Source organism: Parasaccharibacter sp. TMW 2.1888, assembly GCF_023167265.1.
Lineage (GTDB): Bacteria > Pseudomonadota > Alphaproteobacteria > Acetobacterales > Acetobacteraceae > Bombella > Bombella apis.
The window spans coordinates 1,641,774-1,659,834 of record NZ_CP030979.1 but is presented as its reverse complement, the minus strand read 5'-3'; the positions used below and the strand labels follow the sequence as shown (position 1 = coordinate 1,659,834).

The window sequence follows — 18,061 nt, the reverse complement described above, 5'->3', positions numbered from 1 at the left end:
CAGACAGACTCCCACGACATCACAATGAAGGGAGCTGCCTGTTTCAGTTATATACTCTACCCTAGAAGGTCTTTTCCATCATTGGAGGGGGAAAGATCAACCCCCATGTGCAAACAACCAGTGAAAAACTCCCAACCCTCTGAGATCATTCACCGTTGAGAAAATGAAAAGCCCCACGACCAGCAGCAGCCCGAACTGGAGGGCATAGCTCTGTGTCCGCTCGGAGAGAGGCCGCCCCAGAACTGCCTCAAAAGCATAGAAAAGCAGATGGCCGCCATCCAGCATCGGCACGGGGAACAGGTTCAGCAGGCCAAGATTGAGCGACAGGAGAGCCACGAACCCCAGCGCACTGGCCACGCCATAATCCACGGCCTGCCCGGACATGTGAATGATGCCGATGGTCCCGGAGAGCTGCCTGGCGCTCCGCTGCCCGCTGATGATCTGCCAGATTCCCTCCAGCATGTTGCCGCACATGTCCCACGTCTGCCCGATGGCCGCCGGAACAGCCTTGTAGACAGGCAGGGGCGCACTGTGGCTGACGGCAAAACCGACCCCCAGCCGACCGACGTCATGCCCCCCCTGCTGGATACGGTCCAGCGTGACCGGAAGCTCCAGGCTCTGCCCCTTCCGCAGCAGACCAACCTTCATGACCTCACCCGGATGGGCCGCCACCTGCGCCTGGATGTCGCCAATGCTCAGGATGTGATGCCCGTCCAGACGCTGTATCTCGTCACCCACCTGAAGCCCGGCCTTCATGGCTGCACCATTCGGGGCCAGCGTGCCGATGTCGGGCCGGGCCTCCGGCCTGCCAAAGCAGGACAGCAGCACCACGAACAGAAGGATCGTCAGCAGGAAGTTGAAGACAGGCCCCGCCACCGTCACGATTGCCCGCGAGAGGACAGACTTGCGGTTGAAGGCATTCTCGTCACCTTCTTCCCGGGGCGCATCGGGACGGTTCTCAAACCCGTGGAGTTTGACATACCCTCCCAACGGCAGCAGGCTGATCTGCCAGCGTGTTCCGACCCGGTCCTTCCATGATGTCAGTGCAGGACCGAACCCGATGGAAAAGACGGTCACCTGCACACCACGCCAGCGTGCGGCCAGATAATGGCCCAGCTCATGAATGAAGACGACGATCCCGAAAACGGCCAGACCGGCAAGGATACTCTGAAGACTATGCATGGCCGACCATCCGCTTCATCTGTGTCCGGGCCAGCTCACGCCCCATTTCGTCCCAATGATAGACATCCTCCAGAGATGTCGGCACCGGGTTTTCCGGCATGGCCTGAAGGCTGGCATCAATCAGCTCACCAATGCCAAGGAAACGGATCTTCCCGGCGAGGAAAGCCTCCACGGCAATCTCGTTGGCAGCGGAGAACACGGTCGGGGCCACGCCACCAGCCCGCAGGACCTGACGCGCCAGACGCAGCGGGATGAAGCGGTCCTCATCCACTGCCTCGAAATTCATCTGCCCGAGCTTCACGAAATCCAGACGCTCGCATCCCGTCTGCATCCGGGTCGGGGCGGCCAGCGTGTGTGCGATGGGAATCCGCATGTCCGCCGTCCCCATCTGGGCCACGAAGCTGCCATCACGGAAACAGACCATGCCATGCACGACTGACTGCGGGTGAACCAGCACGTCTATCTGATGTTCCGGCAGATCGAACAGGCGGGCGGCCTCGATGACCTCCAGCCCCTTGTTGGCCATGGAGGCGGAGTCAATCGTGATCTTGGCCCCCATGGACCATGTGGGATGCTTCAGGGCCTGTTCGGGCGTGGCTTTCGCCATCTCCTCCTTCGTGGAGCAGCGGAACGGTCCGCCAGAGGCCGTGAGGACGATCTTCTCCACGAGGGACATGTCCGCTCCGCCCAAGGACTGCACGATCGCATTATGTTCGGAATCAACAGGCAGCAGCTCGGCTCCGGCATCACGCACAGCTTTCAGCATGACGTTGCCAGCACAGACGAGAGCTTCCTTGTTGGCCAGAGCCACCTTGTGCCCGTTGCGGACGGCTTCCAGCGTGGGGGCCAAGCCGGCAGCCCCAGTGATGGCGGCCATCGTCCAGTCCGCTTCCAGCGCACCGGCCTCGATGACAGCCTGCCGTCCGGCAGCTACCTTCACGCCGGTGCCAGCGAGACGCTCTTTCAGCTCCTCGTAATGCTGCTCATCATTCAGGACGGCCAGCTCGGCGTTCAGCTCACGGGCCTGTTCGGCCAGAAGGGCAGCGTTCTTTCCCCCCACGAGAGCCCGCACCTGGATGGAGTCTGCCTGCTGCTTCAGAAGATCGACTGTCGAGACACCAATGCTGCCTGTACTGCCAAGCACGCTAATGCGCCGACGCCCGGAACCTCCCCCCATGGAATACCTCTCCCTTGATGATTTCAACATGATACGTGATGGCGGGTCTGCCTCATGACAGACCTATAGCAGAGACTGCCGCTCCAGAATAAGACTTAACGGAAAAGCTGCCAGAATGGCCCCTCTCCGGCCATGAGGGCCAGGATGGCTGCAACAGGGGCCGCCAGCAGGAGGGCATCCAGCCGGTCCAGCAATCCCCCATGACCGGGGATGAGCCGCCCGGAATCCTTGACGCCCAGACGCCGCTTGAAGGCACTCTCCAGCAGATCGCCTGCCTGGGCCGCCACGGCAATCACTCCACCCGTCAAGCAGGCAGAGAACGACCAGCCATGACCCGACCAGTGCCCGACCAGCCCGCCGAGGATCACGGCTCCCACGATGCCCCCCAACGAGCCAGAAATGGTCTTGCCGGGAGAAATGGCCGGGGCCAGTTTCGGCCCGCCAATCAGACGCCCGGTGGCGTAGGCGCAGCTGTCACTGGCTATGACGGCGAAAATGACGAAAAAGGTCTCCCAAAAACCGTCAGGCCGCCCCCGCAGCCAGAGCAGGGAAAAACCACCCAGCATGGCCACCAGAACCGGACCGCAGGCCCGCCTGCCAAACAGGACGCTGGACACCAGAAGGTAAAAGGCCGCAAACCACTGCCCTTTGATGGCGATCAGTCCACCACAGAGAGGCCAGAGCAGAAGCAGAGCACCCCGCAGACTTTTCATCGGCTGGCCAAGCAGGGTTTCCCCTTCCCAGACAATCCCGACCATGACGAGCAGCACCAGTACCCGATAGGCCCATCCACCAAACCAGAGACAGAGGAGCACCACCGGAACAATCACAAGGCTGGAGAGGATGCGTTTCTGCAACTCTGTCATTCTGGCCGCCCACCGAAACGCCTCTGACGGCGCATGTACCGCATCATGGCCTCGGCAAAATCCTTCTCACCGAAATCCGGCCAGAGCACGTCAAGAAACACAAGTTCTGCATAGGCGGATTGCCAGAGCAGGAAATTGGAAAGTCGGCTCTCCCCACTCGTCCGCATGACAAGGTCGGGGTCGGGCATGTCATGCGTCTGGAGGGCACTGGCGAACAGGGCTTCGTCAATCTCATGCGGCTCCAGCGTGCCCGCCCGGACCCGTTCGGCCAAATGGCGGGCACTTCCGGCAATCTCCGCACGACTGCCATAGGAAAGAGCCAGAGCCAGAGTCAGCCGGGTATTGTGGCGTGTCTTTTCCTCTGCCCGACGCAGCTCCCGGCAGAAAGACACCCCGAAACGTTCAGGATCACCAATGATGCGCAGCCGGACACCCTGCTCATCCAGCTCCCGGAAACGATGCCGCAGATAAAACTGCATCAACCCTGTCAGGTCGCTGATCTCCTCACCGGACCGGCGCCAGTTCTCTGATGAGAATGCATAGAGTGTCAGATAATCCACCCCATGCTCCATGGCGGCACGGACGCAACGCTGCACGGCCTCGCCTCCCTCACGATGGCCCTGTGCGATCGGTACGCCGCGTGCTCTGGCCCAGCGTCCATTGCCATCCATGATGACGGCAACATGACGTGGGAGTGTGCCAGCCGGGCGGGAAGAAGGGTGAAGTTCCGACAATGTTCTGGCGATCAGACCTGTTTGATGTCCCGCTCCTTGTCAGCCAGCAGGCTGTCCACACGACCGATATGCTCATCTGTCAGCTTCTGGATGGCAGCCGTCCAGACCTTCATGTCGTCCTGACTGATATCGCCATTCTTTTCCAGGGCCTTGGCCTTGTCCATGCCATCCCGGCGGACACCACGCACGGCCACACGGCCACCTTCGGCGTAACGGGCAGCGGCCTTGGCCATCTCGTTGCGTCGTTCCTCTGTCAGCTGCGGGATGGGCACACGGATGGTCTGCCCTTCAGCAGCAGGGTTCAGCCCCAGCCCACTGTCACGGATGGCTTTCTCAACAGAGGAAACAACACTGGCATCCCAGACAGAGACCGTCAGCATCCGGGCTTCCGGCACGGCAACGGAACCAACCTGGGAGAGGGGCACCACGGAGCCATAAGCCTCCACACGTACCGGCTCCAGAAGGTTCGGGCTGGCACGGCCGGAGCGCAGGCCAGAGAGATCACGGCGCAGGCTCTCCAGCGCCCCTTCCATGCGACGTTTGAGGTCATCAAGCAGGTCGTTCAGTTCTGTGCTCATGGCAAATCACTTCCTCAGTAATCGTTCCGTTCGTCAGCCGGTGCGGGCTGACATGGTAATCTGGTCGCTCGCTCTCAACCCTCAACAATCCGGGTGAAGCGCCCTTCACCTTTCATGGCTGCCGCAAAAGCCCCCGGCGCATGCATGTTGAACACGATGATCGGCAGAGCATTCTCCCGGGCGAGACTGACAGCTGCTGCATCCATGACCTTCAGATTGCGGGCCAGGGCATCCATGTAGGTCAGCTGTTCATAACGCTCGGCATCGGGATTCAGGCGAGGATCATCGGAATAGACACCATCAACCTGCGTCCCTTTGAAGAGGGCATCGCACTCCATCTCGTTCGCCCGCAGGGCAGCAGCCGTATCAGTTGTGAAGAACGGATTGCCCGTACCGGCTGCGAAGATGACCACACGGCCCTTCTCCATATGACGGACGGCCCGGCGGCGGATATAAGGCTCGGCAATGGAGGCCATGTGGATGGCCGTCATCACCCGGGTCTCCACATGACGCTTCTCCAGCGCATTCTGGAGCATCAGGGCATTGATGACCGTTGCCAGCATCCCGGCATAGTCCCCCTGCACCCGGTCCATTCCCTTGGCGGCAGCGGCCAGTCCACGGAAGATGTTGCCTCCTCCCACGACGAGACAGACCTGCCCGCCCAGAGCGGCCACACCGGCGATGTCCGCAGCCACCATGTCCACCATCTCCGGGTCAACACCGGCAGTTCCCTTGCCCATCAGCGCCTCGCCAGACACTTTGAGAAGGACCCGTTTATAAGGGAAGTTCGGCTCTTGGGGGGCGGTGCTCATGATCGTACCGGCTCTCTGGTTGATGATGTCCTGAAATCTGTCTGCTCCCTCATACAGAGCTACCCCTGCATGAACAAGCGAAACTCGTGCGCTTCAGCCATAATCTGCAAGACCGAGGGCCCGCAGGCGGGCTGTCTCCTTGTCCCACGCAGCCCTCTCCTTCACATTGAGGAAAAGATGGCAGGGAGCATCCAGAAGGCCTTCCAGCTGTTTCCGGGCCCGCATCCCGATCTCCCGGATGCGCTGCCCCCGCTCCCCGATGAGGATGGCCTTGTGCCCTGCCCGTGACACGTAGATCGTCACGTCGATGCGGATGGATCCGTCCTTGCGTGTCTTGAAGGATTCCGTCTCCACCGTGGCATGGTAGGGAATCTCCTCATGGGTCTGGAGGAAGACCTGCTCCCGCACGATTTCCGCTGCCAGCAGACGGTCTGGCAGATCTGTCAGATCATCTTCAGGGTAATGGTAAGGCCCAACGGGCATGGCCCTGGCCAACCCGTCCAGCAGGCCCTCAACCCCATCACCGGACCGGGCACTGACCATATAGACCTCTTCCACCGGCAGGAGGTCCGTGATGGCCTTCGTCAGGGGCAGAAGCTGATCCCGCTGGATGAGGTCTGTCTTGTTCAGCACCAGCCAGACAGGCCGCTTCCCCTCTTTCAGTCGAGCGATGATCTCCCTGATCTCGTCTGTCAGACCGATGCGGCTATCCACCAGCAGCAGGTTGAGGTCAGCATCCTGCGACCCGCTCCAGGCAGCATTGACCATCGCCTGGTCCAGCCGTCGGCGGGGCTTGAAGATGCCCGGCAGGTCCACAAACACGATCTGCGCCGCATCCCGCATCACAATGCCAAGCGTACGGAACCGTGTCGTCTGCGCCTTGGGGCTGACGATGGACAGCTTGGCCCCAGCCATGCGGTTCAGCAGGGTGGATTTTCCTGCATTGGGAGCCCCGACAAGAGCAACAAAACCGCAGCGTGTCTCTCCGCCCGTGGCGGTCTTTTCTGTATCCTCAGGCACGTTCTGTCTCCTGCCCCATCTTCTTCAGCAAATCTGTCGCCGCCGCACTTTCAGCCAGCCGCTTGCTGCCTGCACGGCCAACACCCACCTGCCCCAGTGCCCGGACCTCCACACGGAAGATCGGTGCATGGGACGGCCCATCAGCGGCGGTCAGTTCATAATGCGGCAAGGCCTCGCCACGCCCCAGCAGAAACTCCTGAAGCAGCGTTTTCGGCTCCTTGTGGGGCTGTCCACTCTTCTCGATGTCCCTGTCCCAGAGGCGACGGACCACATGCCGGGCCGGGTCCAGCCCGGCATCCAGATAGAGTGCGCCCAGCAGGGCTTCCATCGCATCGGCCAGAACGCTGGCCAGAACACGTATGCCGGCACTTTCCTCATGCTGGGCAATCTGTATCGCCTCGGAAAGCTCAATCCCTTCCGCAATCCGGGCCAGAACAGGACGGGAGACCAGATGGGCGTGGCGGGCCCCCAGAGCGCCTTCCTGCTCCTCCGGATAGCGCTCAAAGAGCCATTCCGCCATCAGCAGGCCAAGCACCCTGTCCCCCACGAACTCCAGACGCTCGTTGGACCCCTGCCCCCGTGGCGTTTTCCCCGAAGGATGCCCCTTCTGCCGCCCCCGGTTCCGTCCCTGCCGCCGTGGCACGGCGGACCGGTGGGTCAAAGCCTCATGCAGAAGTGCGGGGTCAGCAAAACGGTGTTCCAGCTTCGCCTCGACATGGCGGACAGCCTCATCACGTGTCATCATTCGTCAATACCACGCAGGAAACGGCCCCAGCGTATCTCTGTCGGCCAATACCAGAACTGCCAGGCCGGATGCCGCATATCAACGGAGAACAGCACCATCTTTGCCCGTCCGACCAGATTGATCACAGGCACGAACCCCAGATCATGACCGCCGCTATCCGTCAGATAATCACGCCCGGCCGGGACAGCACAGGCACCGCTCTCATGCCCTCCCTGAAAGCGGCTGTCCGAACTGTCATCCCGGTCATCCCCCATGGCAAACAGGCAGCCCTCTGGCACGGTATATTCAGGCGTATTGTTGGCAAGGTCATCATCCCGCATCTTCAGGATATCATGCGGTACCGTCTTGCCATCCTCCCGGGGCAGCATTTCCCGATAACGGGTCCCAGACAGCACATAGCCCCGCTCATCCATCACGCTGTAATGCCCCCGGTCCTCCCGCAGCACTTCCTGACCATTGATGAAGAGATGCCCCTGTTCCATGCGGATGCGATCCCCGGGCAGGCCGACAATCCGCTTGATGTAATCGACTGACGTATCCTTGGTGAACCGGAACACCGCCACATCCCCACGGTGCGGCATGGAAGCGAACACACGCCCCGAAATGAACGGCGGCGAGAACGGAAAAGAATACCGGGAATAACCGTAGCTCATCTTGGAGACCGCCACAAAATCCCCGACCTGAAGGGTCGGGATCATGGAGGCAGACGGAATATTGAACGGTTCGACCAGCAGTGAACGTACGGCAACCACCAGAATGAGCCATAGAAGAATCTGTCTTATGGAGGCCAGAAGGCTTTCCGGCTTTTCTGTCTGTTCTTCCTGTCTGTCTTCGTTCATGGTCCCTGTTCATCCTGTTCTGGCAAGAAGCAGGCAGACTGCCCTGCCCGTTTCTGCCATAGCCTGCCTGACCCGCCGGGTCATGCGTTAATTCCATCCTGACGATATTTCAAGCCGCCAAGACTAAAGGGCAACAGCCTGTATCAGCACCTGTGCCATGGCCATGGGCGGCTCATCACTCAGGCTCAACAGCAATTCGGCCCGATGCCCTGCTGGCAGGCGCTGGTCCAGAAGGGTCGCCGCTGCGCCCGAAAGGCTGAGCACAGGAGCCCCCAGATCATTCCGCCCCACGGAAATATCCTGAAGCTGCACCCCCTGGGCAAAGCCTGTCCCCAAAGCCTTGGCGCAGGCCTCCTTCGCTGCCCAGCGTTTAGCACAGGCCCCTGCCCGGGCCGCCCCCCGCAATGCCTGCACATACTGACGCTCCTCCAGCGTGAACACACGCTCCAGAAACGCATCCCCATGGCGGGCCAGGGCCCGTTCGATCCGCCCGATGGAGCAGAGATCAACCCCGATCCCCAGAATCATGAGGTCATCCCTTTGTCCGTTCGGCCTGAAGAACACCCTTCTCGGCCCGGAACCCTGCCAGAACCGTTGCCAGATGCCCCTTGCTCCGCACCTCGAGGTCCACCAGAATTTCCATGAAATCCAACTGGCGGTTCACGATCCGCAGATTGATCACGCTGGCCTCGTGCCGTGTGGCCAGGTTGGTCAGCGCTGCCAGAACAGCCGGGTCATTTCCCGCCACGACGGAAAGGCGGGCCGTGTAACGGGGGGCATCCCGCCCTGTCCGCCCAAGGGCCTCCTCACTCCATGAGATTTCAAGAAAGCGCTCGGGCATGTCCGAAAACATGCTGAGATTGTGGCATTTGCGCCGATGTACGGTCACTCCCTTGCCCTGGGCAATGATGCCCACGATGCGGTCCCCCGGCAAAGGACGGCAGCAACCCGCAAAGTGCAGTTCAATACCCCGCCCGACACCATTGACCAACGTGCCCTCATAACTGGAAGGCCGTCTTGGCGGCAGGGGCTTCTGGTCCAGCCTTCCCTCCAGCCGGGGGGACAGGCCGGGCACGATACGGGGCACCTGCCCCTGACGGGACAGCTCCGGATAGGCCGCCCCTACAACATCCCTCGGGTCCAGCTGCCCGGCCCCGACGCTGCCATACAGCTCATCAAGGCTGTTCTGCTTCAGCGTGCCAAGAAGGCCCTCCAGCACTTTCTCCGACCCATCAACACCTTTCTGGCGGAACGCACGGGCAACAGCACCACGGCCATTCTCAACGTTGTTCTGCCGCTGCTGGAGGGCCACGAAGCGCCGCACACGGGCACGGGCCTTGCCCGTGACGACAAACCGCTCCCATGACGGGGACGGCGTGCCCCCCCGTGCCGTCATGATGTCGATCTGGTCGCCATTCTCCAGAACATGCTTCAGCGGGACAAGACGCCCATTGACCTTGGCCCCCACACACCGGTCCCCGACCTGACTGTGTACGGCATAGGCAAAATCCACCGGCGTAGCCCCACGAGGCAGGGAAATGAGCTGTCCCTTGGGGGTGAAGCAGAAGACCTGATCCTGATAGAGTTCGAGCTTGGTATTCTCCAGAAACTCGTCCGGCCCCTGACTGTCCTCCAGAATGTCCAGCAGGTCCTGCACCCAACGCAGCTTGCGGGTATAGGCCCCGAATGTTTCCGAAAGAACGGCCGTCTCATGCTCGCTGGGGCTGCTGCCATCCTTGTAGCTCCAGTGGGAGGCCACGCCATTCTCTGCCAGATCGTGCATCTCCGGTGTGCGTATCTGCACCTCGATCTTCTGGCTGTGCGGCCGATAGAGCGTCACCCCTGTATGCAGGGACTGGTAGCCGTTCGTCTTGGGGGTGGAGATGTAGTCCTTGAAGCGTCCGGCAATCATGGGGTAGGCCCCGTGCACCGCCCCCAGCGCCGCATAGCAGGCCTCTCTCGTGGGCACGAGAATGCGGAACGCCATGATGTCGGAAAGCTGCTCGAAAGCAACATTCCGCCGCTTCATCTTTTCCCAGATGGAATAGGGGGATTTTTCCCGCCCGATGACGGTCGCCCCCTCCACCCCGGCTTCCTTGCAGAGTGTGGCCAGCTCGCAGCGTATCTGCTCGATCATGTCCGCACCCTGCCCACGCAGGTAATTCAGCCGGGCCCGGATGGTGGCATCAGCCTCCGGCTCCAGATTGACAAAGGCAATATCCTGGAGTTCCGTCTTCACCCGGTCCATGCCGATGCGTTCGGCCAGAGGGGCGTAGATGTCCAGTGTTTCCCTGGCGATACGCTGCCGCCGGTCTGTCCGCTGGACATAATGCAGCGTCCGCATGTTGTGCAGCCGGTCCGCCAGCTTGACAATGAGCACACGGATGTCCCGCGACATGGCGAGCACCAGCTTGCGGAAATTCTCCGCCTGCTTGGTCCTGTCGGACTGAAGCTCCAGCCGTGTCAGCTTGGTCACGCCATCAACGATGGCCGCTACATCCTTGCCAAAGCGCCCTGCCAGCATCTCCAGAGAGATGCCCGTATCCTCCACGGTATCATGCAGGAAACCCACCATGATGGACACGGGGTCCATACGGAACCCGGCCAGTATGTTGGCCACGGCAATCGGATGGGTGATGTAAGGATCACCATTGTCCCGGCACTGGCCCTCATGGGCTTTGGCGGCCAGATCGTAGGCCTCCTGCATCAGGGCCAGATCAGCATGGGGATCGTAACAGCGGACCCGCTCCAGCAGGCCGCTTATGGAGGGGTGAAAATCCTGCAAGAGAGCGTCCCCGGCACCAGCCACCGTCTCCGCCGGGAGATCGGTGGAAAGCAGCGTTTCATCAGCCATGGATCAGCCCCCATTCTTCACTGATGGAAGAACCTGCATCCCATCCCCGCCCGAAGGCGAAGAAAAGGGGGCCCTTCCCCAGGGCGCACACCTCAGTTCCTGAAAGGCTTAGCGACGCCCCCGGCCGGAGCCGGCTTCATCAGCTGCCATGTTGGCAGCTTCCTCTTCCGCAGATACATCCTGAAGACCGAAAATGTTCTGGTCTGTCGGGATGAGGTCCATCACTTCCTCATCGGAAGGCTCGACTTCCGGCTGGTTGCTCATGGAGCGGACAATGCCGTTCTTCAGCCCCTCGAGGCTCACATGATCCTCGGCGATCTCACGCAGGGCAACAACGGTATTCTTGTCATTATCCCGCGGAACCTGCATCTCCTCCCCGCGGGAAAGACCACGGGCCCGCTGGGCGGCCAGCAGCACCAGGTCAAAACGGTTCGGAACCTTCTCGATGCAGTCCTCTACGGTCACACGTGCCATAAAACCGGCGCTCCCCACTCACATGCTGAAATGGCCCCTGCAAACGGGCCGGACAGCCCCACCTGCCGAAACAGGCAGCCTGTCCCATTGCTATCTCACAATCTGGACTTTTGTTACCACAAAGGCCTTTATTGACGCAACGCAAAGCTGTAAGAGGGAAGCAGGAGGCTGTCCTGCTTTCTCCACCCGACATGCCTTCCATCATCAAATCTGGTGCTGAGTCCGCCATACATACGGAACAGGGAAACAATCAAAGGGCAGCCCTGCCCGAGACTGACAGGACATTTCTTGATCAACACTCCCCGCACCCAAGACTAACCCAAGACCATATGTGAGCCATATGTCCAACCTTCTCCTACGCAAAAACGATCGCACATCACTTTTCATCAACGGGGCCAGCCTGCACCACGCCGCACGCAACCTGGGGTTCGAGGTCGATTTCCTCGCCCTGCGGGATCTTTTCGAACAGCAGTGTTCCTTCCAGCGGGCCTTCTATTATGCGGCCATGCCGGAGACGGAAGATTACTCCCCCCTCCGCCCGCTGACAGACTGGCTGGCCTATAACGGCTATCATCTGGTCACCAAGACGGCACGGGAATTCACCAACCAGTCCGGCCAACGCCGCGTAAAGGGCAACATGAATGTCGAGCTGGCCGTGGACCTGATCGAACAGGCCCCCCGGCTGGACCATATCGTGATCGTCAGCGGGGATTCCGACCTGCGCCGTGCCGTGGAGGCCGTGCAGTCCCGTGGCGTGCGGGTCACGGTCATTTCCTCCGTCAAGACGACACCACCGATGATTGGTGACGACCTGCGCCGCCAGACAGACCACTTCGTGGAACTGGCTGACATTGCTCACCACTTCACCCGCCGCAATGCGGACAACCGGTCCCGTCCCCCCATCCGCCACCCGGCCGATGCAGAAGATTACGACGACGAGGAATGATCCTTTTCCAACCCCGCTCCGGCGGGGTTTTTTCATGGCGGCTTTCCATCACGCTTCCACCATCCCTCTTTAATCCTTACCCGCCCCGGTCCATCTCCCCCGTAAAGACTGACTCAACAAACCCTGGAAGGAACCCGCCCATGTCCATCAAGACCATCGGCTTCATCGGTTATGGTGCCATGGCGTCCCTCATGGGACGCAATCTGGTCCAGGCCGGATATGATGTCATCGCCCACACGCCATCAGGCCGGAGCAACGGGGCCGAGGCGGATGTCCCCATGCTGGCCTCTCCCCGCCTCGTGGCGGAAAGGAGCGACGCCATCATCATCTGTGTCCCGAATGACGAGGCGGAGAACACGGCCCTGCATGGTCCGGATGGCCTCCTGGCGGGACTGCGGAGCGGGCAGCTCGTGCTGGACACCTCCACCGTCTCACCGGAACAGGCCGACCACCTCGCAGCCCTGCTGGGTGAGCGCAATGTCGCCGTGCTGGACACCCCCATGTCAGGCAGCACGCCGGAAGCCGAAAAAGGGGCCCTCATCATGCTGGTGGGAGGCCCGGAAGAAACCGTAACGCTCGCCCGCCCCATTCTGGACCACATCGGCCGCATCACCATCCATGCCGGTCCGGCCGGGAGCGCAGCCCGGCTGAAGCTCGTCGTCAACGGCATCATGGGGGGCACGCTGAACATCATTGCTGAAGGGATCGCCTATGGCCTGGCCGCTGGCGTGGAGCGCAACGTCCTTTTCGATGCCCTTCAGGAACTGGCCGTCATCAGCCCCCATCACAAGCGCAAGATCGGCATGGGCAAGGCAGGGCATTTCCCCTCACAGTTTCCAACCCGCCTGATGAGCAAAGACATGGGCCTGCTGGTGGAGGCCGCCCGCCGCTGTGGCGTCCCGATGCACGGCATGGCGGCAGCCTCCCAGAATCTGGCCGCCTCCAATCGGAATCATGCTGATGACGATTACTCCGCCCTGATTGCCCGGATGGAACGGGAGGCTGCCAACCACTGAAAGGTACCCAGCGGTCCTTCTTCCCACTATTGGGACTGTTTTACTCTTTTTTTTAAGACACTCCGCCCCACACACCTTGACGTTGCCGCCCGGCAACCATAGCTAGAGGGGGTCATGAATTGGCAGGAGGGATGCCTCCTGCCCCTCATATGTCAAGGAAGATTCACATGGCTTTTGAACTCCCAAAACTCCCCTATGCCGAAAACGCCCTGGCCGATGCCGGCATGTGCCAGGAAACACTGGAGCTGCACCACGGCAAGCACCATCAGGCCTATGTCACAGCCCTGAACGGCTTCGTCGAGAGCAAGCCGGAACTGGCAGGCAAGGCCCTTGAAGAAATCATTGCCCTGTCTCACGCTGATTCCTCCCTGGCCCCGGTCTTCAACAATGCCGGCCAGCACTGGAACCACTGCATCTTCTGGAACTGCCTCTCCCCCAACGGCGGCCGCATCCCCGGTGCGCTGGAGAAGAAACTGACCGAGGATTTCGGCTCCGTTGATGCCTTCAAGGCCGCTTTCAAGCAGGCTGCCACGACACAGTTCGGGTCTGGCTGGGCATGGCTGGTTCTGGGCTCCGATGGCAAGCTCAAGGTTACCAAGACGGCCAATGCCGCCAATCCGCTCTCCGAGGATGAGGGGCGTACGCTGCTGGGGCTGGATGTGTGGGAGCACTCCTACTATCTGGACTTCCGCAACCGTCGTCCGGACTACGTCACCAACTTCCTCGACCGTCTCGCCAACTACGAGTACGCCGAGAGCTGCCTGAAGGGTGCCTGATCGTCCGGCCCACCCGACATGAGAAAGGCCCTGCCACGGTTCATCGTGGCAGGGCCTTTTCTTTATGGTGCCAGCTGGGCATGAAACCCGCTGAGGAACGTTCCCTTACGCCTCGTTGGCAGGCTTGCCCTCACGCCGCAGGATGGTCGTGATCGTACTGCGGATGACCTTCACCTTCACGCCCTGTGCGATTTCCACATCCACTTCCTGCGAATCATCACGGGTGTTCTGTACCGTCCCCACGATGCCACCTGCCGTGACAATCCGGTCACCACGACGCAGGCTGTTCTGCTCCTCCCGCAGTTCACGCTGGCGCTTCTGCTGTGGGCGGATCAGGAAGAAATAGAAGACCACAAAGATCAGCACGAAAGGTGCATACTGCACAAGCGCTGCCGAACTGAAGGCGCCGCCATTGGTACCGGCATCAGCGGCATAAGCCGTGGAAAAAAGAATATTGTGCATAGGTGGTGTTGGTTCCATCTTGATGAGATAATTGCGGACCATATCGTGCCAGACCGTCACGTCAAGCTCATTACACAGGAAGACCATGCCAGCAACCGCTCTTCTCCCTCTCCTGACCCGCATTGCCGAAAGTCTGGAACGCATGGCTCCTCCACCAGCAAACCCTGCCATGCTGGATGACCCCACGCAGGACAGCTTCATCTGGCAGGGCGGGAGCGGCCATCTGCTGCCCATCCCCCACATGCAGGCCGTCCCGCTGAAGCTGCTGAAGGGCATTGACCGGCAGATCAGGCAGGTCATGGGCAACACACGCTTCTTTGCCCACGGACTGGCAGCCAACAACGTGATGCTCTGGGGTGCCAGAGGCATGGGCAAGTCCTCGCTCGTCAAGGCCTGTCTTCTGGCCGTCAATGAGGAACAGCGCAGGAACGGCCACCCCCCGCTGGCCCTGATCGAGATTCCACGGGATGACCTCGCCACCCTGCCGCAGCTTCTGGCCCTGCTGCGCCGCACCTCCCGCCGGGTCATCCTGTTCTGTGACGATCTCTCCTTCGAGACGCAGGATGCGGATTACAAGTCCCTGAAATCGGTCCTGGATGGGGGCATCGCCGGACGGCCTGACAATGTGCTGGTCTATGCCACCTCCAACCGCCGCCACCTCATGCCGCAGAACATGATCGAGAATGAAGCGGGGGATGCCATCAACCCGGGCGAGGCCATCGAGGAGAAAGTGTCCCTCTCCGACCGGTTCGGCCTGTGGATCGGCCTCTATGGTGCTTCCCAGCCCCATTATCTCAGCATCATCGATGCCTATGCGGAGGAGAGGCAGCTCCCCATCGCCAGGGAGGAGCTGCACCGGCGTGCCCTGCAATGGGCCATGCAGCGGGGCAGCCGCTCCGGCCGGGTCGCCTCGCAGTTCATCACCGCCCTGAGTGCCGAACTGACCGAAGAAGCCCGCTGAACAGCAGAACGGCCCGCCTGAAACCAGAGCGGGCCGTTCTTCATGCTGCGGACCAGTCAGAAGGCTGCACTGATCGTTCCGAAATATTCCCGTGTCGCCCCGCGCTCCAGGGACTGGTAATCCCCCACGGGCGGGTTGTTGTTCTCACCCATCATGGCGATATATTTGTTGTTGAACAGGTTGTAGACGTTGAAGCTGACCGTCAGGTCCCGCACGCCTGCCAGTTTCCTGAACGTATAAGTCACCCCCGTATTGGCCAGCCAGTAGCTGCCGATTGAGGTGTCGTTCATGAAGCTGTAATACCGCCTGCCAAAATAGTTGGCATCAAAATGTGCATTCAGCCCACGCCATGTATAGGCGATGGAAGCCTTGTACATCCATGCCGGGTAATTGACGATGTTCTTGCCCTTCAGCGGATAATAGGTCCCGGCACTGGAGGTCACGTTCCGGTCATAGGTGCCCTTGTTGTAACTGAGCGTATTGGTGATGATCAGCCCCGGCAGGGGACGGACGGACACGCTGCCATTGGCCCCCGTCATGGAGATGCGCCCGAAATCGAATTCTTCAGAAATCGGATTGAACATCGTTCCCCGTGCCCCAGCCAGAAGCTCGTGCATCAGGGTGGAGTGATAGACGGTCGCATCCAGCTGCACGATGGAGGACGTGAAACGATACCCCCCCATGTAGGTCCAGGCCCGGGCCGGTTTGGTCTGCGCCTTCTGCCGCAGGAACTCCTGCTGGTTGGGCACGGAGAAGAGCGAGTTGGCCACACCCGTGCCGGAGACCTCATAGGCCCGCATGTTCTTGGAGACGTCGATGTAGAACTCGTTCTGCCGGTTCAGACGCCAGTCCAGATTGAAATGGGGCAGGAAAGCTCCCGTGGCATGAAGGGAGCCGGAGGGCAGGCCACCGGCATCCAGAGCCGCCCATGAGTCGTCATTCTCATGCCCGCCACCGGATGTCTGGGAGATCAGGGAGCGGAAGCCCGCTGTCAGCATCAATCCCTTGAGGATGGTGTAGGTGTCCTGAAGGTGGGTCTGCACCACATTGGTACGCCATCTGAAATTATAGACCCGGTCGGCCGGCCCATACACATTGTAAGGCCCGACCGCCTTGACGGGCGCACCCGCCCCCAGCTCCGGCTCCAGATAATTGTAAAGCCCGGCGGTCTGGTTGTTGTTCTCGTACCAGACACCCGTATTGATCCTGTGATGCCTCCAGCGATAGTCCAGACTGCTGTTGATGCCGAAACGCTGCTGGCTGTTCTTCCAGACTTCCTGATAGAGCGGCACGCCATTCGGCGTGGCGACCTGAAGGTCCGGGTCCTCCGAAGCGGCGGATGCGGCAGCCGTGTAGCTGTAATTGCCGGACTGGGCGTGACCATAGGCCGTGGTATGCCATGTCAGATGGTCCGTCAGGGCAAGATCAAGATTCAGGCCACCCAGAAAGTTGGTCTCATGCTGCCCACCGTCATAATAGGGCATCTGACAGGCATTCACCTGCCCGTTGGACCCCGGATAGGCCATGAAATTGTTCGGGCTGTTATTGCACTGCTGCGCCCACTGATAGGCCCTGCCGTAATCCGGGTAGAGATGCGGGACACGCCAGCCCAGATTGTTGATCATCCCCAATGAGAGGTCCGGATAGTTCTGCTGCTGAAGGTCCGTCCAGTCGAAGAAGGCCGAAACCCTGCTGCGCTCGCCAAGCGGCTGCACCAGCTTGGCATTGACCTGCTGAAGGAACTGGTCCCCCTTCCCCTCCCACATGCCTTCATCCGTACGGGCGTAGGAGGTGTAGAATTTCGTACCGGAGTCATTCAGACGGCCGGAATCAAACCGGGCATAGGTGCGGTAAGACCCGTAACTGCCAAAAGCCTGGCTGACCTTGCCCCCCAGCCTGTCGGACGGATCGCTGGAGGTGAAACGGATGGTCCCGCCCAGCGTGTTGGTGGATGGCACATCCACGCCACCCCCACCCTGCGACATCGTCATGCTGCCGATGTCATCAGGAATGATGGCCGAGGCAAGACTCAGACCATTGACGGACTGGTAGGTCTGGTCATTCAGGGGAATGCCATCCAGCGTCACGCCCAGCTGGTTCATGAAAAAGCCACGGACGTACAGATTCGCCCCGAAACTGTCGATTCCGAACGGGTCCGTGGAGGTGAAGCTCACGCCCGGCATACGGTCCAGTGCCTTGTAGGGGCTGGTCCCGGGCACATATTCCTTCATCACGCTTTTCGGTACGACCAGCTCCGCCGCCCGGCTGACGTGCGAGGCGTGGACGGACAGGCTCTGCACCCCATGAGCAGACACATATTTCGGCCTGTGATGGCTGGCCGCCTTCACACGCCCTGCACCAGTCCCTGCCGCTGCTGCCTGGTTTCCACCCTTGCCTGTCATATCCCGGCGACTGCCATGCCGGTGCCCCGTCAGGGTGTGCCCACCATGCTGTGCGGCAGAAACACCTGCCGTTTTACCAGCGGAACTCACCGGAGTTGATGAACGGGTCTGGGCAAAGGCAGTTCCACTCCCCATTCCCAGAAAAATGGCAGCAGAGGACAGAAGAAGATGGCGGCGCAATGCGTCTGGCACTCCCAACAATATTGGCACACAATAA

The 18,061-nt window shown here is 60.7% G+C and carries 18 protein-coding genes; 4 read left to right on the top strand and 14 right to left on the bottom strand.

The annotated features are described in order from the left end of the window. Positions 1 to 96: 96 nt before the first annotated feature. From rseP to rpoZ, 12 genes are all read right to left on the bottom strand, one after another. A complete protein-coding gene (gene rseP / locus DTQ13_RS07520; protein ID WP_103765399.1) occupies positions 97 to 1,182 on the bottom strand; it encodes an RIP metalloprotease RseP in 1,086 nt (361 codons plus the stop codon). Continuing rightward, complete coding sequence (gene dxr, locus DTQ13_RS07515; RefSeq protein ID WP_248460465.1) at positions 1,175 to 2,359, bottom strand: 1-deoxy-D-xylulose-5-phosphate reductoisomerase; 1,185 nt, start codon at positions 2,357 to 2,359, stop codon at positions 1,175 to 1,177. Before dxr ends, rseP begins: the two co-directional genes overlap by 8 nt. A 95-nt stretch (positions 2,360 to 2,454) precedes the next feature. Further along, positions 2,455 to 3,225, bottom strand: coding sequence for a phosphatidate cytidylyltransferase (locus tag DTQ13_RS07510; protein ID WP_248460464.1), 771 nt, complete (start codon positions 3,223 to 3,225; stop codon positions 2,455 to 2,457). After that, entirely contained in the window at positions 3,222 to 3,959 is a 738-nt protein-coding gene (gene uppS / locus DTQ13_RS07505; RefSeq protein ID WP_227449647.1) for a polyprenyl diphosphate synthase, read from the bottom strand. The genes DTQ13_RS07510 and uppS overlap by 4 nt, the downstream gene beginning before the upstream one ends. A gap of 11 nt (positions 3,960 to 3,970) precedes the next feature. After that, positions 3,971 to 4,537, bottom strand: coding sequence for a ribosome recycling factor (gene frr / locus DTQ13_RS07500; protein ID WP_043560677.1), 567 nt, complete (start codon positions 4,535 to 4,537; stop codon positions 3,971 to 3,973). A 74-nt stretch (positions 4,538 to 4,611) separates the two neighbouring features. Beyond that, positions 4,612 to 5,349 (bottom strand): UMP kinase, encoded by a 738-nt coding sequence (gene pyrH, locus DTQ13_RS07495; protein WP_043560680.1) that lies wholly within the window; start codon positions 5,347 to 5,349, stop codon positions 4,612 to 4,614. A gap of 93 nt (positions 5,350 to 5,442) precedes the next feature. After that, a complete protein-coding gene (gene era, locus DTQ13_RS07490) occupies positions 5,443 to 6,369 on the bottom strand; it encodes a GTPase Era (RefSeq protein ID WP_052349102.1) in 927 nt (308 codons plus the stop codon). Then, the gene (gene rnc, locus DTQ13_RS07485) at positions 6,362 to 7,114 is read right to left on the bottom strand and encodes a ribonuclease III (RefSeq protein WP_154981595.1); all 753 of its coding nucleotides are present in this window, start codon (positions 7,112 to 7,114) and stop codon (positions 6,362 to 6,364) included. The genes era and rnc overlap by 8 nt, the downstream gene beginning before the upstream one ends. After that, positions 7,111 to 7,953 (bottom strand): signal peptidase I, encoded by an 843-nt coding sequence (gene lepB / locus DTQ13_RS07480; RefSeq protein ID WP_248460463.1) that lies wholly within the window; start codon positions 7,951 to 7,953, stop codon positions 7,111 to 7,113. Before lepB ends, rnc begins: the two co-directional genes overlap by 4 nt. Before the next feature lie 123 nt (positions 7,954 to 8,076). Continuing rightward, on the bottom strand, positions 8,077 to 8,481 hold the full coding sequence (gene acpS / locus DTQ13_RS07475) for a holo-ACP synthase (RefSeq protein WP_081563005.1): 405 nt from the start codon (positions 8,479 to 8,481) through the stop codon (positions 8,077 to 8,079). Positions 8,482 to 8,485: 4 nt separating this feature from the next. Next, positions 8,486 to 10,807: a bifunctional (p)ppGpp synthetase/guanosine-3',5'-bis(diphosphate) 3'-pyrophosphohydrolase gene (locus DTQ13_RS07470; protein ID WP_081563004.1), complete on the bottom strand. Its 2,322-nt coding sequence runs from the start codon at positions 10,805 to 10,807 to the stop codon at positions 8,486 to 8,488. 108 nt (positions 10,808 to 10,915) lie between these two features. Next, positions 10,916 to 11,281 carry a DNA-directed RNA polymerase subunit omega gene (gene rpoZ, locus DTQ13_RS07465; protein WP_043560688.1) on the bottom strand — a complete coding sequence of 122 codons (366 nt, stop codon included), beginning with the start codon at positions 11,279 to 11,281 and terminating at the stop codon, positions 10,916 to 10,918. A 340-nt stretch (positions 11,282 to 11,621) separates the two neighbouring features. Here rpoZ and DTQ13_RS07460 point away from each other — a divergent pair, with 340 nt between their 5' ends. From DTQ13_RS07460 to DTQ13_RS07450, 3 genes are all read left to right on the top strand, one after another. Further along, the gene (locus DTQ13_RS07460) at positions 11,622 to 12,227 is read left to right on the top strand and encodes an NYN domain-containing protein (RefSeq protein WP_043560690.1); all 606 of its coding nucleotides are present in this window, start codon (positions 11,622 to 11,624) and stop codon (positions 12,225 to 12,227) included. 140 nt (positions 12,228 to 12,367) lie between these two features. Continuing rightward, positions 12,368 to 13,243 carry an NAD(P)-dependent oxidoreductase gene (locus DTQ13_RS07455; protein WP_248460462.1) on the top strand — a complete coding sequence of 292 codons (876 nt, stop codon included), beginning with the start codon at positions 12,368 to 12,370 and terminating at the stop codon, positions 13,241 to 13,243. 167 nt (positions 13,244 to 13,410) lie between these two features. Then, positions 13,411 to 14,019, top strand: a complete 609-nt coding sequence (locus DTQ13_RS07450; protein ID WP_043560695.1) for a superoxide dismutase — start codon at positions 13,411 to 13,413, stop codon at positions 14,017 to 14,019. Positions 14,020 to 14,124: 105 nt separating this feature from the next. Here the strand turns inward: DTQ13_RS07450 and yajC are convergent, their stop codons facing one another. Continuing rightward, positions 14,125 to 14,481, bottom strand: a complete 357-nt coding sequence (gene yajC / locus DTQ13_RS07445) for a preprotein translocase subunit YajC (protein ID WP_043561439.1) — start codon at positions 14,479 to 14,481, stop codon at positions 14,125 to 14,127. Positions 14,482 to 14,566: 85 nt separating this feature from the next. On the opposite strand from yajC, the gene DTQ13_RS07440 reads away from it, so the two are divergent. Beyond that, positions 14,567 to 15,442, top strand: coding sequence for an ATP-binding protein (locus DTQ13_RS07440; protein WP_248460461.1), 876 nt, complete (start codon positions 14,567 to 14,569; stop codon positions 15,440 to 15,442). A gap of 56 nt (positions 15,443 to 15,498) precedes the next feature. On the opposite strand, the gene DTQ13_RS07435 is transcribed toward DTQ13_RS07440, so the two are convergent. Continuing rightward, entirely contained in the window at positions 15,499 to 18,036 is a 2,538-nt protein-coding gene (locus DTQ13_RS07435; protein WP_248460459.1) for a TonB-dependent receptor, read from the bottom strand. Positions 18,037 to 18,061: the final 25 nt, after the last annotated feature.

Bases quoted from the DNA above. Each gene is read 5' to 3' on its own strand.
- rseP (WP_103765399.1), bottom strand. From the start codon at position 1,182: ATGCATAGTCTTCAGAGTATCCTTGCCGGTCTGGCCGTTTTCGGGATC.
- dxr (WP_248460465.1), bottom strand. From the start codon at position 2,359: ATGGGGGGAGGTTCCGGGCGTCGGCGCATTAGCGTGCTTGGCAGTACA.
- DTQ13_RS07510 (WP_248460464.1), bottom strand. From the start codon at position 3,225: ATGACAGAGTTGCAGAAACGCATCCTCTCCAGCCTTGTGATTGTTCCG.
- frr (WP_043560677.1), bottom strand. From the start codon at position 4,537: ATGAGCACAGAACTGAACGACCTGCTTGATGACCTCAAACGTCGCATG.
- pyrH (WP_043560680.1), bottom strand. From the start codon at position 5,349: ATGAGCACCGCCCCCCAAGAGCCGAACTTCCCTTATAAACGGGTCCTT.
- rnc (WP_154981595.1), bottom strand. From the start codon at position 7,114: ATGATGACACGTGATGAGGCTGTCCGCCATGTCGAGGCGAAGCTGGAA.
- lepB (WP_248460463.1), bottom strand. From the start codon at position 7,953: ATGAACGAAGACAGACAGGAAGAACAGACAGAAAAGCCGGAAAGCCTT.
- acpS (WP_081563005.1), bottom strand. From the start codon at position 8,481: ATGATTCTGGGGATCGGGGTTGATCTCTGCTCCATCGGGCGGATCGAA.
- DTQ13_RS07470 (WP_081563004.1), bottom strand. From the start codon at position 10,807: ATGGCTGATGAAACGCTGCTTTCCACCGATCTCCCGGCGGAGACGGTG.
- rpoZ (WP_043560688.1), bottom strand. From the start codon at position 11,281: ATGGCACGTGTGACCGTAGAGGACTGCATCGAGAAGGTTCCGAACCGT.
- DTQ13_RS07460 (WP_043560690.1), top strand. From the start codon at position 11,622: ATGTCCAACCTTCTCCTACGCAAAAACGATCGCACATCACTTTTCATC.
- DTQ13_RS07455 (WP_248460462.1), top strand. From the start codon at position 12,368: ATGTCCATCAAGACCATCGGCTTCATCGGTTATGGTGCCATGGCGTCC.
- DTQ13_RS07450 (WP_043560695.1), top strand. From the start codon at position 13,411: ATGGCTTTTGAACTCCCAAAACTCCCCTATGCCGAAAACGCCCTGGCC.
- yajC (WP_043561439.1), bottom strand. From the start codon at position 14,481: ATGCACAATATTCTTTTTTCCACGGCTTATGCCGCTGATGCCGGTACC.
- DTQ13_RS07440 (WP_248460461.1), top strand. From the start codon at position 14,567: ATGCCAGCAACCGCTCTTCTCCCTCTCCTGACCCGCATTGCCGAAAGT.